Origin of the sequence: Coleofasciculus sp. E1-EBD-02 (assembly GCF_040218245.1) — a bacterium.
Taxonomy (GTDB): Bacteria; Cyanobacteriota; Cyanobacteriia; order Cyanobacteriales; family Coleofasciculaceae; genus Coleofasciculus.
In genome coordinates this window covers 62094-77946 of the sequence record NZ_JAVJQN010000021.1, presented here as the reverse complement: position 1 = coordinate 77946, position 15853 = coordinate 62094, and the positions used below count along the sequence as shown (strand labels likewise).

Annotated in this window: 12 protein-coding genes and 1 pseudogene; 3 read left to right on the top strand and 10 right to left on the bottom strand. The window is 44.0% G+C overall.

Translation table 11 applies throughout. The annotated features are described in order from the left end of the window. Nucleotides 1-59 precede the first annotated feature (59 nt). The 5 genes from RIC07_RS03695 to queC all read right to left on the bottom strand — a co-directional run bounded on the left by RIC07_RS03695 (nucleotide 60) and on the right by queC (nucleotide 3875). A complete protein-coding gene (locus tag RIC07_RS03695; protein ID WP_446393324.1) occupies nucleotides 60-449 on the bottom strand; it encodes a nuclear transport factor 2 family protein in 390 nt (129 codons plus the stop codon). 4 nt (nucleotides 450-453) lie between these two features. Beyond that, nucleotides 454-1206 carry a DUF3598 family protein gene (locus RIC07_RS03690; RefSeq protein ID WP_446393323.1) on the bottom strand — a complete coding sequence of 251 codons (753 nt, stop codon included), beginning with the start codon at nucleotides 1204-1206 and terminating at the stop codon, nucleotides 454-456. A 201-nt stretch (nucleotides 1207-1407) separates the two neighbouring features. Beyond that, nucleotides 1408-1770: a Lin0512 family protein gene (locus tag RIC07_RS03685; protein ID WP_446393322.1), complete on the bottom strand. Its 363-nt coding sequence runs from the start codon at nucleotides 1768-1770 to the stop codon at nucleotides 1408-1410. Nucleotides 1771-1788: 18 nt separating this feature from the next. Further along, a complete protein-coding gene (locus RIC07_RS03680) occupies nucleotides 1789-3150 on the bottom strand; it encodes an extracellular solute-binding protein (RefSeq protein ID WP_446393321.1) in 1362 nt (453 codons plus the stop codon). Nucleotides 3151-3176: 26 nt separating this feature from the next. Then, nucleotides 3177-3875, bottom strand: coding sequence for a 7-cyano-7-deazaguanine synthase QueC (gene queC / locus RIC07_RS03675; RefSeq protein ID WP_446393320.1), 699 nt, complete (start codon nucleotides 3873-3875; stop codon nucleotides 3177-3179). A gap of 507 nt (nucleotides 3876-4382) precedes the next feature. Between queC and RIC07_RS03670 the strand changes: the two genes are divergently transcribed. Next, nucleotides 4383-5453 (top strand): Gfo/Idh/MocA family oxidoreductase, encoded by a 1071-nt coding sequence (locus RIC07_RS03670; RefSeq protein ID WP_446393319.1) that lies wholly within the window; start codon nucleotides 4383-4385, stop codon nucleotides 5451-5453. Nucleotides 5454-5709: 256 nt separating this feature from the next. On the opposite strand, the gene RIC07_RS03665 is transcribed toward RIC07_RS03670, so the two are convergent. After that, nucleotides 5710-6666: an SGNH/GDSL hydrolase family protein gene (locus tag RIC07_RS03665; protein ID WP_446393318.1), complete on the bottom strand. Its 957-nt coding sequence runs from the start codon at nucleotides 6664-6666 to the stop codon at nucleotides 5710-5712. 352 nt (nucleotides 6667-7018) lie between these two features. On the opposite strand from RIC07_RS03665, the pseudogene RIC07_RS03660 reads away from it, so the two are divergent. Then, nucleotides 7019-7519 (top strand): annotated as a pseudogene (locus tag RIC07_RS03660) (Uma2 family endonuclease); the annotation flags it as partial. A 199-nt stretch (nucleotides 7520-7718) separates the two neighbouring features. Here the strand turns inward: RIC07_RS03660 and RIC07_RS03655 are convergent. After that, nucleotides 7719-8183, bottom strand: a complete 465-nt coding sequence (locus tag RIC07_RS03655; RefSeq protein WP_446393317.1) for a hypothetical protein — start codon at nucleotides 8181-8183, stop codon at nucleotides 7719-7721. 272 nt (nucleotides 8184-8455) lie between these two features. Here RIC07_RS03655 and RIC07_RS03650 point away from each other — a divergent pair, with 272 nt between their 5' ends. Continuing rightward, nucleotides 8456-8986 (top strand): NUDIX hydrolase, encoded by a 531-nt coding sequence (locus tag RIC07_RS03650; protein WP_446393316.1) that lies wholly within the window; start codon nucleotides 8456-8458, stop codon nucleotides 8984-8986. Between the two features lie 550 nt (nucleotides 8987-9536). On the opposite strand, the gene RIC07_RS03645 is transcribed toward RIC07_RS03650, so the two are convergent. From RIC07_RS03645 to RIC07_RS03635, 3 genes are all read right to left on the bottom strand, one after another. After that, nucleotides 9537-10034 carry a hypothetical protein gene (locus RIC07_RS03645; protein ID WP_446393315.1) on the bottom strand — a complete coding sequence of 166 codons (498 nt, stop codon included), beginning with the start codon at nucleotides 10032-10034 and terminating at the stop codon, nucleotides 9537-9539. A gap of 67 nt (nucleotides 10035-10101) precedes the next feature. Further along, nucleotides 10102-14466 (bottom strand): AAA family ATPase, encoded by a 4365-nt coding sequence (locus RIC07_RS03640; protein ID WP_446393314.1) that lies wholly within the window; start codon nucleotides 14464-14466, stop codon nucleotides 10102-10104. Between the two features lie 5 nt (nucleotides 14467-14471). Then, entirely contained in the window at nucleotides 14472-15197 is a 726-nt protein-coding gene (locus RIC07_RS03635; protein ID WP_446393313.1) for a toll/interleukin-1 receptor domain-containing protein, read from the bottom strand. Nucleotides 15198-15853 lie beyond the last annotated feature (656 nt).

The following is a 15853-nucleotide window of genomic DNA, read 5'->3' as shown; positions in this document are numbered from 1 at the left end:
TCCCAAAATTCAGGTCTAGTTACTTACTACATTTTAAAAGTTAGAATCAGGGGATAAATTCACGACTGTTTCAGTTGCGCTATCATATCGGCGGGATTCCAGTAAGCACGAGTGCTTTGGATTTTACCCGCTTCATCCACCTCAAAAACGGTGATTCCTTCAAACGTTATGGTTTTGTCACTCTTACTGAGTCCCTGCATTGTCCACTTAACGGCAGCTTCATTACCCGCCACAAAAATATGCTCGATTGTTGCTTCAAGTTGTTTAAATACTCCCTGTAGCTGAGCAAAAAATTCCTCAAATCCTTCATGAACTTTTGTGGGAGGTTGTCCTACCGGATCATGACTGACAGCATCTTCGGCAAAGTCGTCCAGCCAACCGTCGGGATTCATCGCTGCCACTTTGGTAAAATAGGTTCTGACCAGTGCTTCAATCGATTTTGTTGACATTGTTTTATTCTCCATTGCTGAATACTTCTAGAGTAAAACGGGTAAAACCCGATGCGTCATAATGGCAGATTCCCCGGTGTAAAACAGTAGGACTTGCCAACCAATCAACAACAAACAAGAACTCTTGTCCAGATTCAATACTCTGAGGATAACTGATTGAAACGTTGTTGGGTAGATGTAATGTCAGATAATCTTCTATCAACTGTTCGATGGGTTTCCAGGAGGTGGCGATTGCAGCAGAAATAATCCAATCGAGCGTTATTGTTTTTTGACATCCTATCCAATTACCACACAACTCTTTTGCTGATAGATTGGACGATGCTTCTGAAAAATGACCAAGCTGTTCACTAATAACTGTAGTTCGTTGCAATTTACCCCGATCATTACAAACCACACCCATACTGGTACGCCGATCTTCGTGGCGAAAACCTATCTCGAAAGCAAAATTAGCTCCGGGTTCTAGCTTCGGTGATCCCCAGAAAAAGCTATTATCTAAAAATAAGGCTCTAGTAATCGGCTTTTTGTAGGGACCAAAGGTTTTCGATTCCTTTGTCCCATCAGTATAGGTGTAGTGATTCTGGTGATGAATTTCACCACCATCTTCGCTAACCTGAAAACTTCTGACACCTTGAAAAGACTCAATGACATCTCCAGCCGGGGAATATTTCGTCCAAGTCCCGTACCAGTCAGCGTTAGCATGATAGTGACAGAAATTATACCAATTTTGGAGCTGTGCTTCGTTTGCCGTTTTACTCATATACCCTCGTTACATTTGACTGTTGATGTTGTCTCTAGCCTAGGATATGACTGCTGATAATCAGTGGGGATTGAGCCAGTCAATTTTAATACCCAACTCAGATTTTTATGGGTGAGTTTTGGCGGATATTTAATTAAATGGTTATTTGACCAGATGGAACTTGCGCCTAACCCACCCGACAGAGAATTAATAGTTTCTTGATTAAGTTTCCACGAAAACGGTAACGGCGGCAACAGCAATTAGCATTTCGTCATTTTTATCATTGAGTTCAGGAATGGCTCGACCTTGAACCACCATTCCCCCGGATTGTACGGTGAGTGATTTTTGCCCAAAGGGTAATACAGCGAGAACCTCTTCCTGTCGCACTTGATCCGGGTAAGGTACGGCGACTTGCACCTCTACAATCATTTGATTGGGATCGCTCAAACCTGCAACTTCCCAGACACCGGGTAAGGCGTTGTGCGCGATCGCGTTCCGCACAGCCCTAGATGCAGCTACAGTGGGTTCCTGTCCATGTTGGTCTACCCCCATACCCATTTCAATAATTAAGCGTTTGCGAGTCATAGTGCTTTCTTGATTACCTCAACGTTGAACTGAGATCGCATCTAAATTTAACAGTTGGCGCGTTTCATCGGCGGCTTCCTGCATCAACCTGGTTATCTCATTATTATCAACTCGTTGAGCAAGGGCGGTTCTAGTAATTAATTTACTCAGATATTTCTGTAAGATAAAAGAGACTTGATCATACTGAGGAAGGGGAGGACGCAATATTGAATTTTTGACTGCCTCTTTCAACGACGGTAAATAGGGATATTTAGCGGTAATTTCTGGGTCATCAAATAACGCTTCTCGACTGGGTAAATATCCTTTCTCTAAAATTAACTTTTTCTGGGCTGCTTGACTGGTAAAATATTGAATCGCTTTCCAGGCTTTATCTTGATGTTTTGAATTCTTCGCGATGCCTAAGCCCCAACTCCCATTACAGGCACTTGGACGTAAATTATTATTAGTTGGATGGCTTGAAAGATTCAAGACTTGTACGCCGATATTAGCGGGATCAGTAAATTGGTTCCATACATAGGGCCACTGGCGCAGGAATATCGTATTCTGATCTTGGTTAAACGTTTCCAATGATTCCTCTTCGCTGTATAAGATAACTTCTGGCGACGAAATATTATCTCGAATTGTATTGAGTAAAAACTGGACAGCTTGTTCAGCCGCAGGTTGATCCAATCCCACCTCTAAACTTTCCGGCTTAATCCAGAATCCGCCATAGCTTTCTAATACCTCGACAAAGGTAGCAACCAATCCTTCATACCGCCATCCCTGCCATAAATAAACGCCTTGAGAGTTCCCTTGATTTTGCCAACTTTGGGCAAGGGTTTTCAATTGCTGTAAGGTGGCAGGTGGCTGAGTATTACCCAGTAAGTTTTTGCGGTAGTATAAGAGACCAATATCTGAACGCAAAGGCATCCGATAGAGCTGACCTTTATATTCTCCTGCATCAATTGCACTTGGTAAAAATCCTTCGTTGATGAGGGTATCTTTAGCCGTCCATTCATATAGATTAACTAGACACCCCTTGGCAGCAAACTCCGGCATCCAGATAATATCTGTATACACTAAGTCATAAAGCGAATTCCCCGCTTGGCACTCCCGAACAAAATCTTCCTTCAGCCGATAGGTTATGTCACCTGCTAGGTTAGTTCTCGTTTTCAAGTTAATCCGGATTTTGGGATAGGTCTGGTGAAAATCCGTGATTAACGACTGCCAAGCCGAGGCTTCATCAGCCGGAACAAATAAGGTTAAATGCGTGGGGGACCAGGTTAAATAGATTAGTAATAATAGTAAAACTTGGATAACGGCAACGAATATCCAGATGGAACGGGAATTAAGTCGTCGGCTAAATTGCCCCAGTTTTTTCACAAGCTGCTTAGTTTTCATAACCTGTCCTTGAACAAGGTGACGGGTCAAACTTTTTCATAAGACAAGGGATCTTGTAGTCCGAGTTCAGCAAAAGCGGCAAGCCGCAAGCGACAAGAATCACAGACACCACAAGCCACCTCATCCCCAGCATAGCAAGACCAAGTTTCTTGCCAAGGCACTCCCAGTTTATTGCCTAACTCGATAATTTCTGTTTTTTTTAGCTGAATTAGCGGGGTGATAATTTGAATCGGCTCTCCCTCGCGCCCCTGTTTTGTGCCTAGGCGAAAGACTTCCTGCATGGCTTGGATATAATCAGGACGGCAATCGGGGTAACCGGAATAATCTAACGCATTAACACCCAGATAGATAGCTGTAGCACCGATCGCTTCGGCGTAGGATAGCCCAAAACTCAAAAAAATGGTATTTCGGGCGGGGACGTAGGTAATGGGAATACTCTGGGACATCTGCTGGAGCGATCGCGTCTGGGGCAAATCGAGGGTATCATCCGTTAAGGCTGAACCTCCCCACTGGCTTAAGTCAAAGCGTACCACCTGATGGTCTTTGACACCTGCACCTTTAGCAATTGCGATCGCGGATTCGAGTTCCCGTTGATGTCGCTGTTGATAATCAAAGGATATCGCATAACACTCATAGCCCTCTGCCTTAGCTTGATAGAGAACTGTAGACGAATCCAATCCACCAGACAACAAAACTACAGCTTTGGACATCTTTACCCCCGTCATTTGTTATTTGTCATTTGTCATTTGTCATTTGTCATTCGTCATTTGTCATTCGTCATTTGTGATAATTGAACGGTTGGGTAGGGGCGGGTTTAGTTATATCAGGGTGCAAAGCAAACGTTAGCGGTAAAACCCGCCCCTACAATTTCCTTGTCTCCTCCCATCCCCTCCAGCTCCCCCATCTTCCCCAGCTCCCCCAGCTCCCCCAGCTTCCCCAGCTCCCCCAGCTTCCCCAGCTCCCCCAGCTTCCCCAGCTCCCCCTCTGCCCCTCTGCCCAAAATGGACAACCCAAAAACTGACACATTTACCTACACCTAAAGTAACCGTAAACCCACAATGAAAACAGAATAGCCGTCCGAAAGACTTCCGTTATCTGGCAAATTGGGGCAATCTTTGGAATTCTTCACATTTAAAGGTGCTGTGGTACTATCTGGATGGTTTAAGGCGGCTCAACATAAGTAAATTGACTTAGTTCCCGTGGTGGAGGAGCATATAAGAGTGCAAGATAGCATGTATCAAAGACATCTGGATACTCATGTCCAACGTAGCCTGCCGCAGCCAATCCGAATTGGCGTGATTGGCGTTGGTAACATGGGACAGCATCATGCCCGCGTTTTGAGTCTTTTGAAAGACGTGGAAATGGTAGGCGTGGCAGACATTAACGTAGAACGGGGTTTGGACACGGCAAGTAAATACCGTGTCCGCTTCTTTGAGGATTATCGCGATTTACTCCCTTATGTGGATGCGGTTTGTATTGCCGTACCCACCCGACTACATTATGAAGTGGGAATGACCTGTTTGCGATCAGGGGTTCATGCCTTAATCGAAAAACCGATTGCTGCCAGTATCGCTGAGGCAGAATCCCTAGTCAACGCTGCTGCTGAGTATCAATGTATTCTGCAAGTGGGTCACATTGAACGGTTTAATCCTGCCTTTCAAGAACTTAGCAAAGTCTTGAAGACGGAGAAATTGCTGGCACTAGAGGCGCATCGCATGAGTCCCTATTCCCACAGAGCTAATGATGTATCTGTGGTTCTGGATTTAATGATCCACGATATTGACCTGCTGATGGAATTGGCGGATGCGCCCGTAATCCAATTGACGGCTAGTGGTAGCCATGCCTCGGAGTCGGGGTATTTAGATTATGTCACTGCTAATTTAGTTTTTGCTAATGGCATTGTGGCAACACTTACCTCAAGTAAAGTAACCCATCGCAAAATTCGTCGCATTGCCGCCCATTGTAAAAATTCACTCACAGAAGCCGATTTTCTCAATAATGAAATTCTGATTCATCGGCAAACGACGGCTAATTGTGAAACCGACTATGGTCAGGTTCTCTATCGCCAAGATGGGTTAATTGAAAAGGTTTACACCAGTAATATCGAACCGCTTTACGCCGAGTTAGAACATTTTGTCAACTGTGTGCGTGGCGGAAATCAACCCTCTGTCGGCGGTGAACAGGCGCTGAAAGCCCTCCGTTTAGCGAGTTTAGTGGAGCAGATGGCTTTGGATGGTCAAGTTTGGCATCAGGTAGACCGAGAGACTGATAAACTCAAATCTCCCATGATTGCGGTGTCTTAATCGGAATGGTAGTGAATTAAGGCTGGTGGGTTTCGACTTCGCTCAACCCACCCTACTGGTGTGGCACACCTTAATTGATGGATTAGAATTGGTTCGTAGTGAGGGCTTCAGCCCTCTCCAGCTAAGCGTTATAGCACTCTTCGTGCTTACTACAAACAAAACCCTATTTTAGCTGTGTCAGTCCACTACGATATATCAGACGAATGACGAATGACGAATGACGAATGACGATCTCAGCCGTTAACTTTTATTGCCCCTACCTACTTATCAATGACAAATGATGCTCAAGCGATCGCGCAATGACTTCGCTGACTTGCTGATTACCCTGGGGACTTAGGTGGATGTGATCCCGATACCAGGTTTCTGGGGTTGGCGCGTTGTTGAACAGGGGTAAACCGTCGATATAGGGAATTTGCTGGTCTTCGGTAAACGCTTTCAGGCGATTTCGGGCTTTGATTTCATAATCACGGGGTCCGGGTTCGCCAATTTCTCGTAATAGGGGAGTCATGACGAGCAGAAACTCCGCCCCTGCCTCCTGAGAAAGCCTGTAAGCGTGACCAATGGCATCTAAGTTAAACCCCACGCGATCGCCTTTTTCCGCCCGGACAGCCGCCATTTCCGGTGGAGATTCGTAGGGCAAAAAACGGTTCATTGCCTCAATCAGGGCTAATGGGGGTCGATGACTGGGGTAATTGCGATCGCGTCCCACGGGGATGGTGGTGGGGGCGGTGGCAAAGAGGTCATCGGTATTAATCACTAAGACGACAGCTTGGGCGTTGAACGTGCCAAACTTTTGTAGATACGCCAATTCATTCCGAGGTCCCCAGGAATTAGCAGAGGCGTTAAGCACTTCGATTTGCTCAAACGCCTTCTGGGACTTGAACGGTGTCAATTGAGTGGCAAGCTGCGCTGAAAGGGTTTCGTCTTGGTCAGTCCACCAGCCCCCATTCACGATAGAATCACCCAAGAGTAAAACCCGCAGCGTAGAGGGCGATCGCTCTGGTGTAATCGCATCACTTCGCATGGAATAGGCGTTAATGGCAATCCGATTACCCATACGAGTCGTCTTTTGGTTAGGGGCTAATAAATAGCCAATTTGCTCATCGGCAATATAAATCGGCGGTTTCCCCAAGCCAAAGAGTAAACGCAAGCCGACTTCCACTGTCACCACCAATCCCAGCAACACTCCGAGAATGATTAACAACGCTTTCACCCAATCCTCTCCTTCATTTGATCGACAATGACCACTATTGACCCTAATTTAGCCTGAGTAGGGTGTAGGGGTACGATATTATCGTGCTTAAGCTCAACCCCTCTCCCCCAGCAGTATCCCCCTTTGAAAGGGGGGTTAGAGAGAGAGGCTTTGAATTCTCCTCCTTCCATGAAAAAAAAGCGCTGTAATTTTTCCCAATGGCGTGAAAAGTCAGAACCTGGTTTTATGTAGGGGCGGGTTTCACAACTATCTTTTCGGTTGCACCCATAAGTGACTAAACCCGCCCCAACTCTTGTCGGTTTCAAGTATCAGGACTTACGCACAGCCTCTATTATTCCTCAAACCTTTACGGGAGATTACTATGCCCTTAGAAGACCACGAATTTGCGGCTCGACTAATTAAATTATTTATTCGCATTTTAGTGGTCGAAATGGGATTAAAGATCAAAACGATGGGATCGACTACCTTAGAATGAGAAGACCTCGATCGCAGTCCAGAACCAGACAATGCTTATTATATTCAAAATCAACATCGTGTCGCTGGGCGCAAAGTCGATCTTCAACATGATCCACCGCCGGATTTAGTGGTTGAAATTGATATCACCCATACCGATATTGACAAATTACAACTCTACGCCAGTTTGGGAGTCCCAGAATTTTGGCGCTATAACGGGCGGATTTGGCGAATTTATCAATGGCAAGCTGGACAATATCAGGAAGTAGAATCTAGTCTAACTTTTCCGTTTATTACCAAAGAAAACCTCTACGACTTTCTCGAACAAGCTCAACAGGACGAAGTAGAAGCAGAACAGGCGTTTCGCGCTTGGGTACGGCAACAGGTTCAACCGTCTTGATTCCTGGGATACTTTTTCCTTGAAATCTTCTGTCCTCTGCTTTCCAATAAGGTGTGATCAGAAAACTGTTCCCTGTTCCTCACCACAATCCTGATTCAGCAATCCCTATAGAGGCACTAAAGTGCCTACTACGAACGAACAAAATAGTAGGTTGGGTCAAGAAATGAGACCCAACAAAACTCTTTGTAGTAACTTGATTTTAAAATGAAAGATAAGGAACGCTAGTTCTAACGGGGCGAATGTACTTGGAATTAGCCCGCACGAAACAAATGTCATTCATTTGGTTGTTGGCGGTTGGCATATCAATGATTACCTTTACCCAGGGTAAACCCCGTTCATCTTTCATAATTGTTGCACCAGCAGGCGCGTTGTCAGCCATGAGAACTGTCTGTTGAGGAAAACGTCGCACCACAGACCATTCTCCGATATTAAAATCATCTTGCCAACCACCAGGGCGAAAGTCTTCTAGCCAAAATTGGCGGAATTCTGGCGAGACGCGACAATTCAAGCCTCTGGGATCAGGATCAACAACCTGCCAACTCCACCAGGTATTCGCGGAGGCGGTATAATCACCTTGAGCGTTGGTTTGGGGTAAGGGTGGCAGTTCATTGGCAAGAAGTTTGCTGGGGAATAGGGCTAACCCCATTGAGATGCCCAAGATCATAGCTTTGAATTTGATTGTCTGAGTTAGATTGGGTTGCATATCTGTAATGCTACTTCTACTTATTGATCCTAGCTTAGAACACTAATCCCGTCATAGAATCATTCCCAAATCAGCTATGGAATATATGGCGCATAAGGGATTAATTTTTGCCAGGTTATTTGTTCATTTATCGGTGAGGCAGGGCGGGTTTTGTTGTTCATTTATGGGTAACAAGTAGATTGAGTGGCTAAACCCGCCCCTACACTTCCGCTCCTACAATTGATGTATAACTTATGATGAATAAAGAGAAAATTATTTTTAGTACCGATTGGATTACGGTTAAGGAAACAGCTTGGGGGTATCACTACCTAGAACGCAAGGGACGAGATTCTGTGGCGATATTTCCGATTAGAAAACGTCAGAGGAACAGAGGAGACTATGAGGTTCTGATTAGACAGCAGCCCCTTTGTATCCATATTCCCGATATTAATCAAGAGCATAAACTCTATCCTTGTCCCATTACTGGGGGTATCGATGCAGGGGAGTCGCCAGAGGAAGCGGCGATTAGAGAGGTGCATGAAGAAGCGGGATTTTCAGTTCAGGTTTTGCTGTTGGGGAAGTATATTGTCGGAACTCAAACTAATGAAATTTGTTATATGTATTATGCCGATGTAACGGATATAGAGCCGGAGATTGCACAGCAAGATGGCAGCTATTTTGAAGCGATTAGCCATAATGAATGGCATCCGTTGGATTATTTGAATGAATGCGATTATTCAGCCTGCCAGATTGGGTATTTTCGGCTCAAATCTATTCTTGGATAAGATACGGCATAGTGGATTAGAATCGTAGGGACGCACCGACGGGCGTCCTTTTCCCGCAAAAAAAGGGCTTTGTTTGTAGTAAGCACTTTAGTGCTTTAACGCCTAGCTTTAGAGGGCTAAAGTTCCCTGACTACAAAACAGCTTCAGTCTCTTGATCAAAATCTATCCTCATAATTTCCTCTTACGCTTGCGCCCAAAATAAACGCTCAACCCCTCACCCCCAGCCCCTCTCCCGCACCGGGGAGAGGGGAGCAAGAAAGGTGTTATAGCACTACGCACACACATTAGGACAAATGAAGAAAAATTAAAATCGCTCAATCCCTTATAAGGTAAGCTTTTTTTTTCACTATTGCCTATGAAACACCGAGCGAAGCCGAGGTGTTGCCTATTGCCTATTGCCTATTGCCTAGCGCGTAGCGCTATATATTGCAGGCGTAGCCACCTACATTTTTTATCATTAATTGTTCCAATTCCCCTTCTCCCCACGGTGGGAGAAGGGGTTAGGGGATGAGGGGGAAAATGTCGAGAAACCTCTACAACCCCATCTCCCTCATCCCTCCACTCCCACAATCGCCGCCAACGCCTCAGCATATTGCTGTAACTCCTTTCCCAGTACGAGCAACTCCTTATGCATCTGAGGTTCTAACGACCAATTTTTCTCATGCTGTTTAGGACTCGTTGTGGCAGGTTTCTGGACTTCCCAGGTTTGTAATAACGGATGCCATTTTGATAAAAACGGGCGCAATCCTTTATTAAGAACGGCAATGGCAATTCCGCCAACGGATTTGGAGGATATGCCAACATCGGGACCCGCGTCTCTGAGGATTTGCCGGGTAATCGCAAACATACTATAGAGTGAGTTGAGCGCTTCTCGCAGCAGTCCTTGGTCGGCTTCTAGGGATTGTACCGTGATGCGAGTGACCAGTTCAACGTAGAGTGACCAAGCAGCTTGACGTTCGGTTTCATCGGCTTCCCATTCCGCACCGCCGATGCCAAATGGGAGGCTGACAGAGACTTTTTTTAATTTGGCGGGGTCTTGTTTGGGCATGAGCTTATTCTCTGTGTCTTGGATAATAATTCAAAATATATTGGCAAAAATATTTTTTCCAAATCTTTCAATCAAATCCACTCAGTAGTTTTTGGATTTTTGCTGCCTTCTCAGGATATAGCCGCGCCAGATGTCCGCACATTCGATGAGCAGCGTACAACGAGTAAGAACAAGGAATCAATAGCTGCTTGAAGTTTGTTTTATCGCCCTTTTCAACAAAAGCAGCGGCAATTTCTGGCAACTGCCAATTTCGCTCAGTGCGAATCATCTTTAGGGTTTTGATTGCTTGGTCAATAAACCCAGCTTGTACCAGCTCTTTGGCAATATTTCCTAGAGTGTGAGATCTAATAGACTCCGAATCAATCTCTTGGGCTGTTTTTAAAGCAACCGAGAAAGCGACCTCTATCTCTTCATTCTGTCCATTTTTCGTTTTCAACCTCGCTATTTTACCAACAATCTCAGCTTGCTTATATGCACTATATATTGTTTTTACAGACTCAAGACAATTAGGTAATGTATCTATTTCTGCCTGGGCGAGAATAACTGCTTCAATTGCTTCGGTGTCGTACCCTTCATTAACTTTCTTCGCTATCCTTAAAGCATCAGCCAAAATCGCTAGTGCTGCTTTTGTTTGACTTCTCATGGTTTGCGATTCTGCTATTTTTATGAGAGCTTTTGCCTGGAGCTTAATGCTTTCAATTTTCTGTACTATCTCCAAGGCAGCAGTTACATTCCCTAACTTTAATTGAGCAAGAAATTCTTTTGTAATCTGAAAATATTTAATTTCTTTGATTACTCTTTCTCTATACTCTTTAAAGCCAATTGATTGTAGAACCTCAAAGGCAGTATCGAAATCTCCATACTCTGCATGAGTGACCGCAATTTCTTCTAGTACTGCGTTTCTTGTTCTACTCTCTCTTATAGAACAAGCAGTCTTGAAGGCGACATCGAAATTTTTCAACTTTAATCTAATCTTTGCTAGTTCCTCTAAAGCAAATGACCGATCAGTTTCGCTTTGAATGCTCTGGGCTATCTGGTCAGCAGTAGCAAATGTAATTTCTGCTTCCTGTTTATCTCCAACTTGTATTTGTGCCATCGCAATACTGCATAGCTCCATCACTTGAAATCGCCGATCCTCAATTGTATTTGTCACCTGCTGGGCAGTAGCAAATGCATGTTGAGCATTTTCTCTATCTCCTATTTGAGCTTGTGCAACCGCAACATCAATGAGCGCTGCTATTTGTGCCTGCTGATTATCAAATATATGACTAGCCTGCAAAAATTCAGAGAAAATAGTTCGAGCTTCCTGTCTATAGCCTCTACTATAAAGAATTTTGGCTATTTCTAAACGAATTGAACGACGCTCCATAAAATCAACTTCTTGAGCAGTTTCAAGAGGAATAGCAGTCTTTTCTGCCTGTGCTTGTTCTATGGCTATTTCCCCAATTGCTTCTGAGCGTACTTTCCGTTCTTTTATAGAGCGTGCTATATCAATAGCAACCTTAAATTCTTTCACTTTTGCTTGTCCTAACGCAATTCCCTTCTGTATGTTGGCTTGCTGCCATTGATCGGGAATTTTTTTGAGGTTTTTGAGAGCCTCACTTAACTGTCCTACCTCCACCTGAGCATGGATTATTATTCCTAAACTTTTTGTTATTTCCCAAGTATTCGTAATGTTTTGTATCGTGTAATCAAGCGTCTCATTGAAAGTAAGTCTCGCTCTATCAGTCTCTCCTAATTCTTTTATTGCCTGTGCAATTCTGGCTAAGGCTGTGACTCTTATATCTTGTTCCTCAATTCCTCTACTGATTTCAAAGGTATGAACTATGATAGCTTCAACTTTTTCTAGTCTTTCTTCTATTTCTAAATTATTTTGAAGTAATGCAATTCTTAAAAATTCATCAATTTGTTGTAGTTTGTATTTAATTCGCTCTACTTTCTGGAGAGCCTCTCTCAAATAGAATTGAGCTTTTTCTATATTTCCTGACTGCCACTCAGTTCGTGAATTGATTCTAAAAATCCAAGATTCTAATGCAGGCATATCGTTTAAATGAGCCAATTTTAAAGCAGCGTCAAGCTGATGGTTTTTAACTTGTTTTTCTACAATTTCTTCTATTGCCGCTAATCTGAAAACATTTATAGGGATTTTTTGGGCAGTTATTAAAGCATCAGTAATATCACCTATTTCCGCTCTTGTAGATGCAATCTGCTGGAGAACTTCTGCTAGATTACGCTCAGCATCAGAATTGAGCTTAGAATCAATTTTATCTGCCGTTTCCATAGCAGTGGACAAAGTAGCGCGTGCTGCCTCTCTGTCACCTGCCTCAAAATATGCCTTTGCAATAGCAACTAGAGCCTTGACCTGATACCAGGAGTTAACATTTAATATATCTCTGGCTTGAATTTCTGTTTGCACCTCTGGTATTGAGTTTGAAGAAATACCGGGCTTTCTTGAGCAGTCAATTTCTTGAACTGTTTTGAGAGCGATCTCTAAATAGCCCTCCGAACTGAGACATATACATAAATCATAGTATTCTTTAGCAGGCAAAATCCGTTTGTATAGGATGGTAAAGGTATCTTCATCGACTTGACAAATTTGAGTGAGAAGGTAAATAACCCATTTACCCGGCGGAAAAAAATGTATTGAAAAGTGCGGTAATTCTTTTTTCAGCAATTGCTTCAAAAGTCTATGTGCCTCCTCTACCTTATTTTTATCCTTTAGCTCCCAAGCCAATAGCAGATACCAAAGTACAGAGCGTTCACTCTCATACATATCCGCTAGTGCTAAGGCACGCTTGAGATTGCCTGAACGCAGCACATCTAACGGTGACTCTTGCCTCATGATTCGTTGTGCATTCGCTAACAGAAACTCAGCCATTGCACCTGCATCATCCGTATCAGCAGCACCCTGCAACGCTGTCTGCACCGTCTTCAGAGGCAAATCAGGCTCATCGGGTAACTGTTGACGTTGGGTAGATGCAAAGTCTGGGTTACGTGCGATCGCATATAACTCCTCCCACCGCTTCACATCCCGCAAATGTTCAGCATAATGCCGCAACGCATAAGCGCTATGGTATTCCTGCCAGTGGGCGCAATAGTTAATCAGTTCCTTCTGAGCTTTTTTTGTATTCGCTTTGATTGCAGGCAGGGCGGCAAATCGTTCGGCTAAACTCGGATGAGCAAAAGAGTATAGAAAGCAGTCCTCTGATTCTCGAATTTTGAACCATCGACTCACCTGCCACGGCAGTCGTTGTGGGCTGTTGTCCATCAGCTCTACTAAATCCTCTGAGGATAGCTCCCCTTTGGCAATAGTCAGAAAATAGAATATTTTTTGCAGCTCTAACCGAGACCAATCTTCTAATCGATCTAAGGCTTGGTACTGCTGACGAATGTAGTTAGTAAAGCCTTTAGGTGTTGCTTCCAGTGTTTTGCGAATTGCACTTTCCTCACCTTGTTTTGCCACTTGTACCAACTCATCGATTAGGTATTTGAGGAACAGGGGTATTCCTTCGGTGCGATCGCACACCTGCGCCACCAAAGTTTCGTCCTCTGCCAGAGTTGCTAACTCTCCATTACCCGCCCGTCGCAGCCAATCTTTAATAGCAGGCGATGGCAGATGCTTCAGGTGTACTTCTTTAGTAACTTGAATCCAAGAGGGTAAATTATTATCTAACTTTTCTGCCTCATTCACCCGTACCGAAGCAATCACATACAACCCTTCAGGCAGAGGTTGGGGTAAGAATTGAGAAAGCGATCGCTCTGGCGAAGCTTCATCCAGAGCATCAAGTAAAATAATCAGTGGTTTTCCGTCGGGGCGCTTTAGGGGTTCCTGCAAAAGTTGAAAAATGCGCTCTGGATTATTTTGATCGGAAGGTATTTGCGGCGTGGTCAGTTCATAATATGTATAGAGTTGCTGTAGCAGATGGCGATAAGCTTTAATGACATCACTAATCTCCTGCCCCTGCCTAAAAAAGTGATAGGCGATAAAACAGTTACCTTGCTGTTGCTGCTTCTGCTTCCAGTTCGCTAATAGAGCTGTTTTTCCCATACCAGCATCAGCTCTAACCAACAACATTCCACTAGAATTTTCTGTGAGGAAATTATCGAGCTGCTGCTCCTCGTCATCTCGTCCGACAAATAGCTTGGTGTTGTCACTAACAATTTGGTCTACCTGGACTTTAGTCAGACTTGCAGGGGATTGTAAGCTAAGTTTTTTGATGGCAGCACTTTCAAGCGTACTTTCCAGAAGTTGAAGTTTGTCTTGTAGCTCAAGAAGTCTGATGAGTTCAATAGCTTTATCAGATTGAGAGGCAGTAGATCCAGGAAGATCCGCTTCCTCAATATCATCTTTAAGACGAAAAACAACTGCCTGAAATTGCTCACTACTGAGTCTTATGAGCTTTTCCAAGAGTTCGTCTTCTAGAATAGACATTCACGCTACCTCTTCATAGCTTTATCAATAGCGCTGAACAGTTTTGAAAGAGATTCTCCTTCTTGCTGAACTGCTAGTCTAACAATTTCCATAGCTTTTTCAGCTTGTGAAGCGCTAGCATCTGGCAAGTCGTATTCGTTTAATTTGTAATAAAAAATAACTCTTTTAAACTGAGGGGGTCGGAGGCGCTGGAGTAGCTCTAGAGCTAGGTCTTCTGGAGCTTCTGGTAAATCATTCTCTGAAGGTTTTCCTGTCGATGATGAGAATACGTCCGTAGTGTTATTCTCACCTCGCTCATCTGGCTTCTTTCCTGTAATCCCCCATTCCAGTAAATCCAGAGCTTTGATGTCATCAAGACGGCTAGCAAAAGCTACCCAGTTTCGTTCACTGAGAAACAGCAAATCATCGGGAAGTTGGTTAACTCCTGGTAGCAAAACGGGAATGACAGGAATATTAGCTTTTCGAGATTGACTAAGAATTACGGGGATTTCCTCTTCCTGGCAATTTCCTGTTCCCTCAAGCCCCAAGAATATGGCAGCAGATTTAACATTGGGAATTGCCTGTTGAATTACCTTTTGAAAGGATTGTCCTGGGGGGATTTGCTCGATGTCTATCCAGGGCTTTAATCCACGCTGCTTAAGCTGCTCTGCAATCTCCAGCACTTGCGGTCTGTCCTTGCTGTTGTGAGCCATGAAGACATCAAACTGAGGTTGCTTATTTAGTTCATTCATCTAAACCGCTCCATCCATGGTTACGACAACTCAATCCCTTCGCGGCTGCGGAAATCCGTTACCAGAGGCTCGACAAAGGGTTTATCGATACGGCTATGACTAATAAAGGCTTTCTTGCATTATTCCATATTATTATAAATAATATGACTATTATAAACGCCTCTTGGTGTTTAATGTATCATCGGCAACCCCCCACCTGGTAAGGACACGGCAATGCCGTGCCCCTACATGGATACATTTCTTACAGAGTTGAGCGAGTTTGAGAAGCGTAACGCACCTTAACCAGTATATCTGGTGTGGCTGCGTAAGTCCTGTTATCAATATTAATCATTATTCCTTCTTGCTCCCCTCTCCCCTGGTGGGAGAGGGGCTGGGGGTGAGGGGGTTGTGGCTTAAGTTAACACCTTGCGTTGCCCCTACAGGTATACATTTATTACAGAATTAATCGAGTTTGAGGGTAGGATTTGTATCACCAATTACAAATGCCTTGACCCCATTTTCCTAGACTATTTTGTATTGAGTTAGCTAATTGCTAATGTAGTCGATTGGATGTGTGCGATCGCGGCAATAACTTCAATTCTTTTAACTGAACTCAGACACGATAACACTCACCAAACTTATGGCTAAAATTCGCTGACTTTTAGCCATGGATAAAC

Coding starts and splice junctions, on each gene's coding strand:
- RIC07_RS03695 (WP_446393324.1), bottom strand. CDS start 449: ATGTCAACAAAATCGATTGAAGCACTGGTCAGAACCTATTTTACCAAA.
- RIC07_RS03690 (WP_446393323.1), bottom strand. CDS start 1,206: ATGAGTAAAACGGCAAACGAAGCACAGCTCCAAAATTGGTATAATTTC.
- RIC07_RS03685 (WP_446393322.1), bottom strand. CDS start 1,770: ATGACTCGCAAACGCTTAATTATTGAAATGGGTATGGGGGTAGACCAA.
- RIC07_RS03680 (WP_446393321.1), bottom strand. CDS start 3,150: ATGAAAACTAAGCAGCTTGTGAAAAAACTGGGGCAATTTAGCCGACGA.
- queC (WP_446393320.1), bottom strand. CDS start 3,875: ATGACGGGGGTAAAGATGTCCAAAGCTGTAGTTTTGTTGTCTGGTGGA.
- RIC07_RS03670 (WP_446393319.1), top strand. CDS start 4,383: ATGTATCAAAGACATCTGGATACTCATGTCCAACGTAGCCTGCCGCAG.
- RIC07_RS03655 (WP_446393317.1), bottom strand. CDS start 8,183: ATGATCTTGGGCATCTCAATGGGGTTAGCCCTATTCCCCAGCAAACTT.
- RIC07_RS03650 (WP_446393316.1), top strand. CDS start 8,456: ATGATGAATAAAGAGAAAATTATTTTTAGTACCGATTGGATTACGGTT.
- RIC07_RS03645 (WP_446393315.1), bottom strand. CDS start 10,034: ATGCCCAAACAAGACCCCGCCAAATTAAAAAAAGTCTCTGTCAGCCTC.
- RIC07_RS03640 (WP_446393314.1), bottom strand. CDS start 14,466: ATGTCTATTCTAGAAGACGAACTCTTGGAAAAGCTCATAAGACTCAGT.
- RIC07_RS03635 (WP_446393313.1), bottom strand. CDS start 15,197: ATGAATGAACTAAATAAGCAACCTCAGTTTGATGTCTTCATGGCTCAC.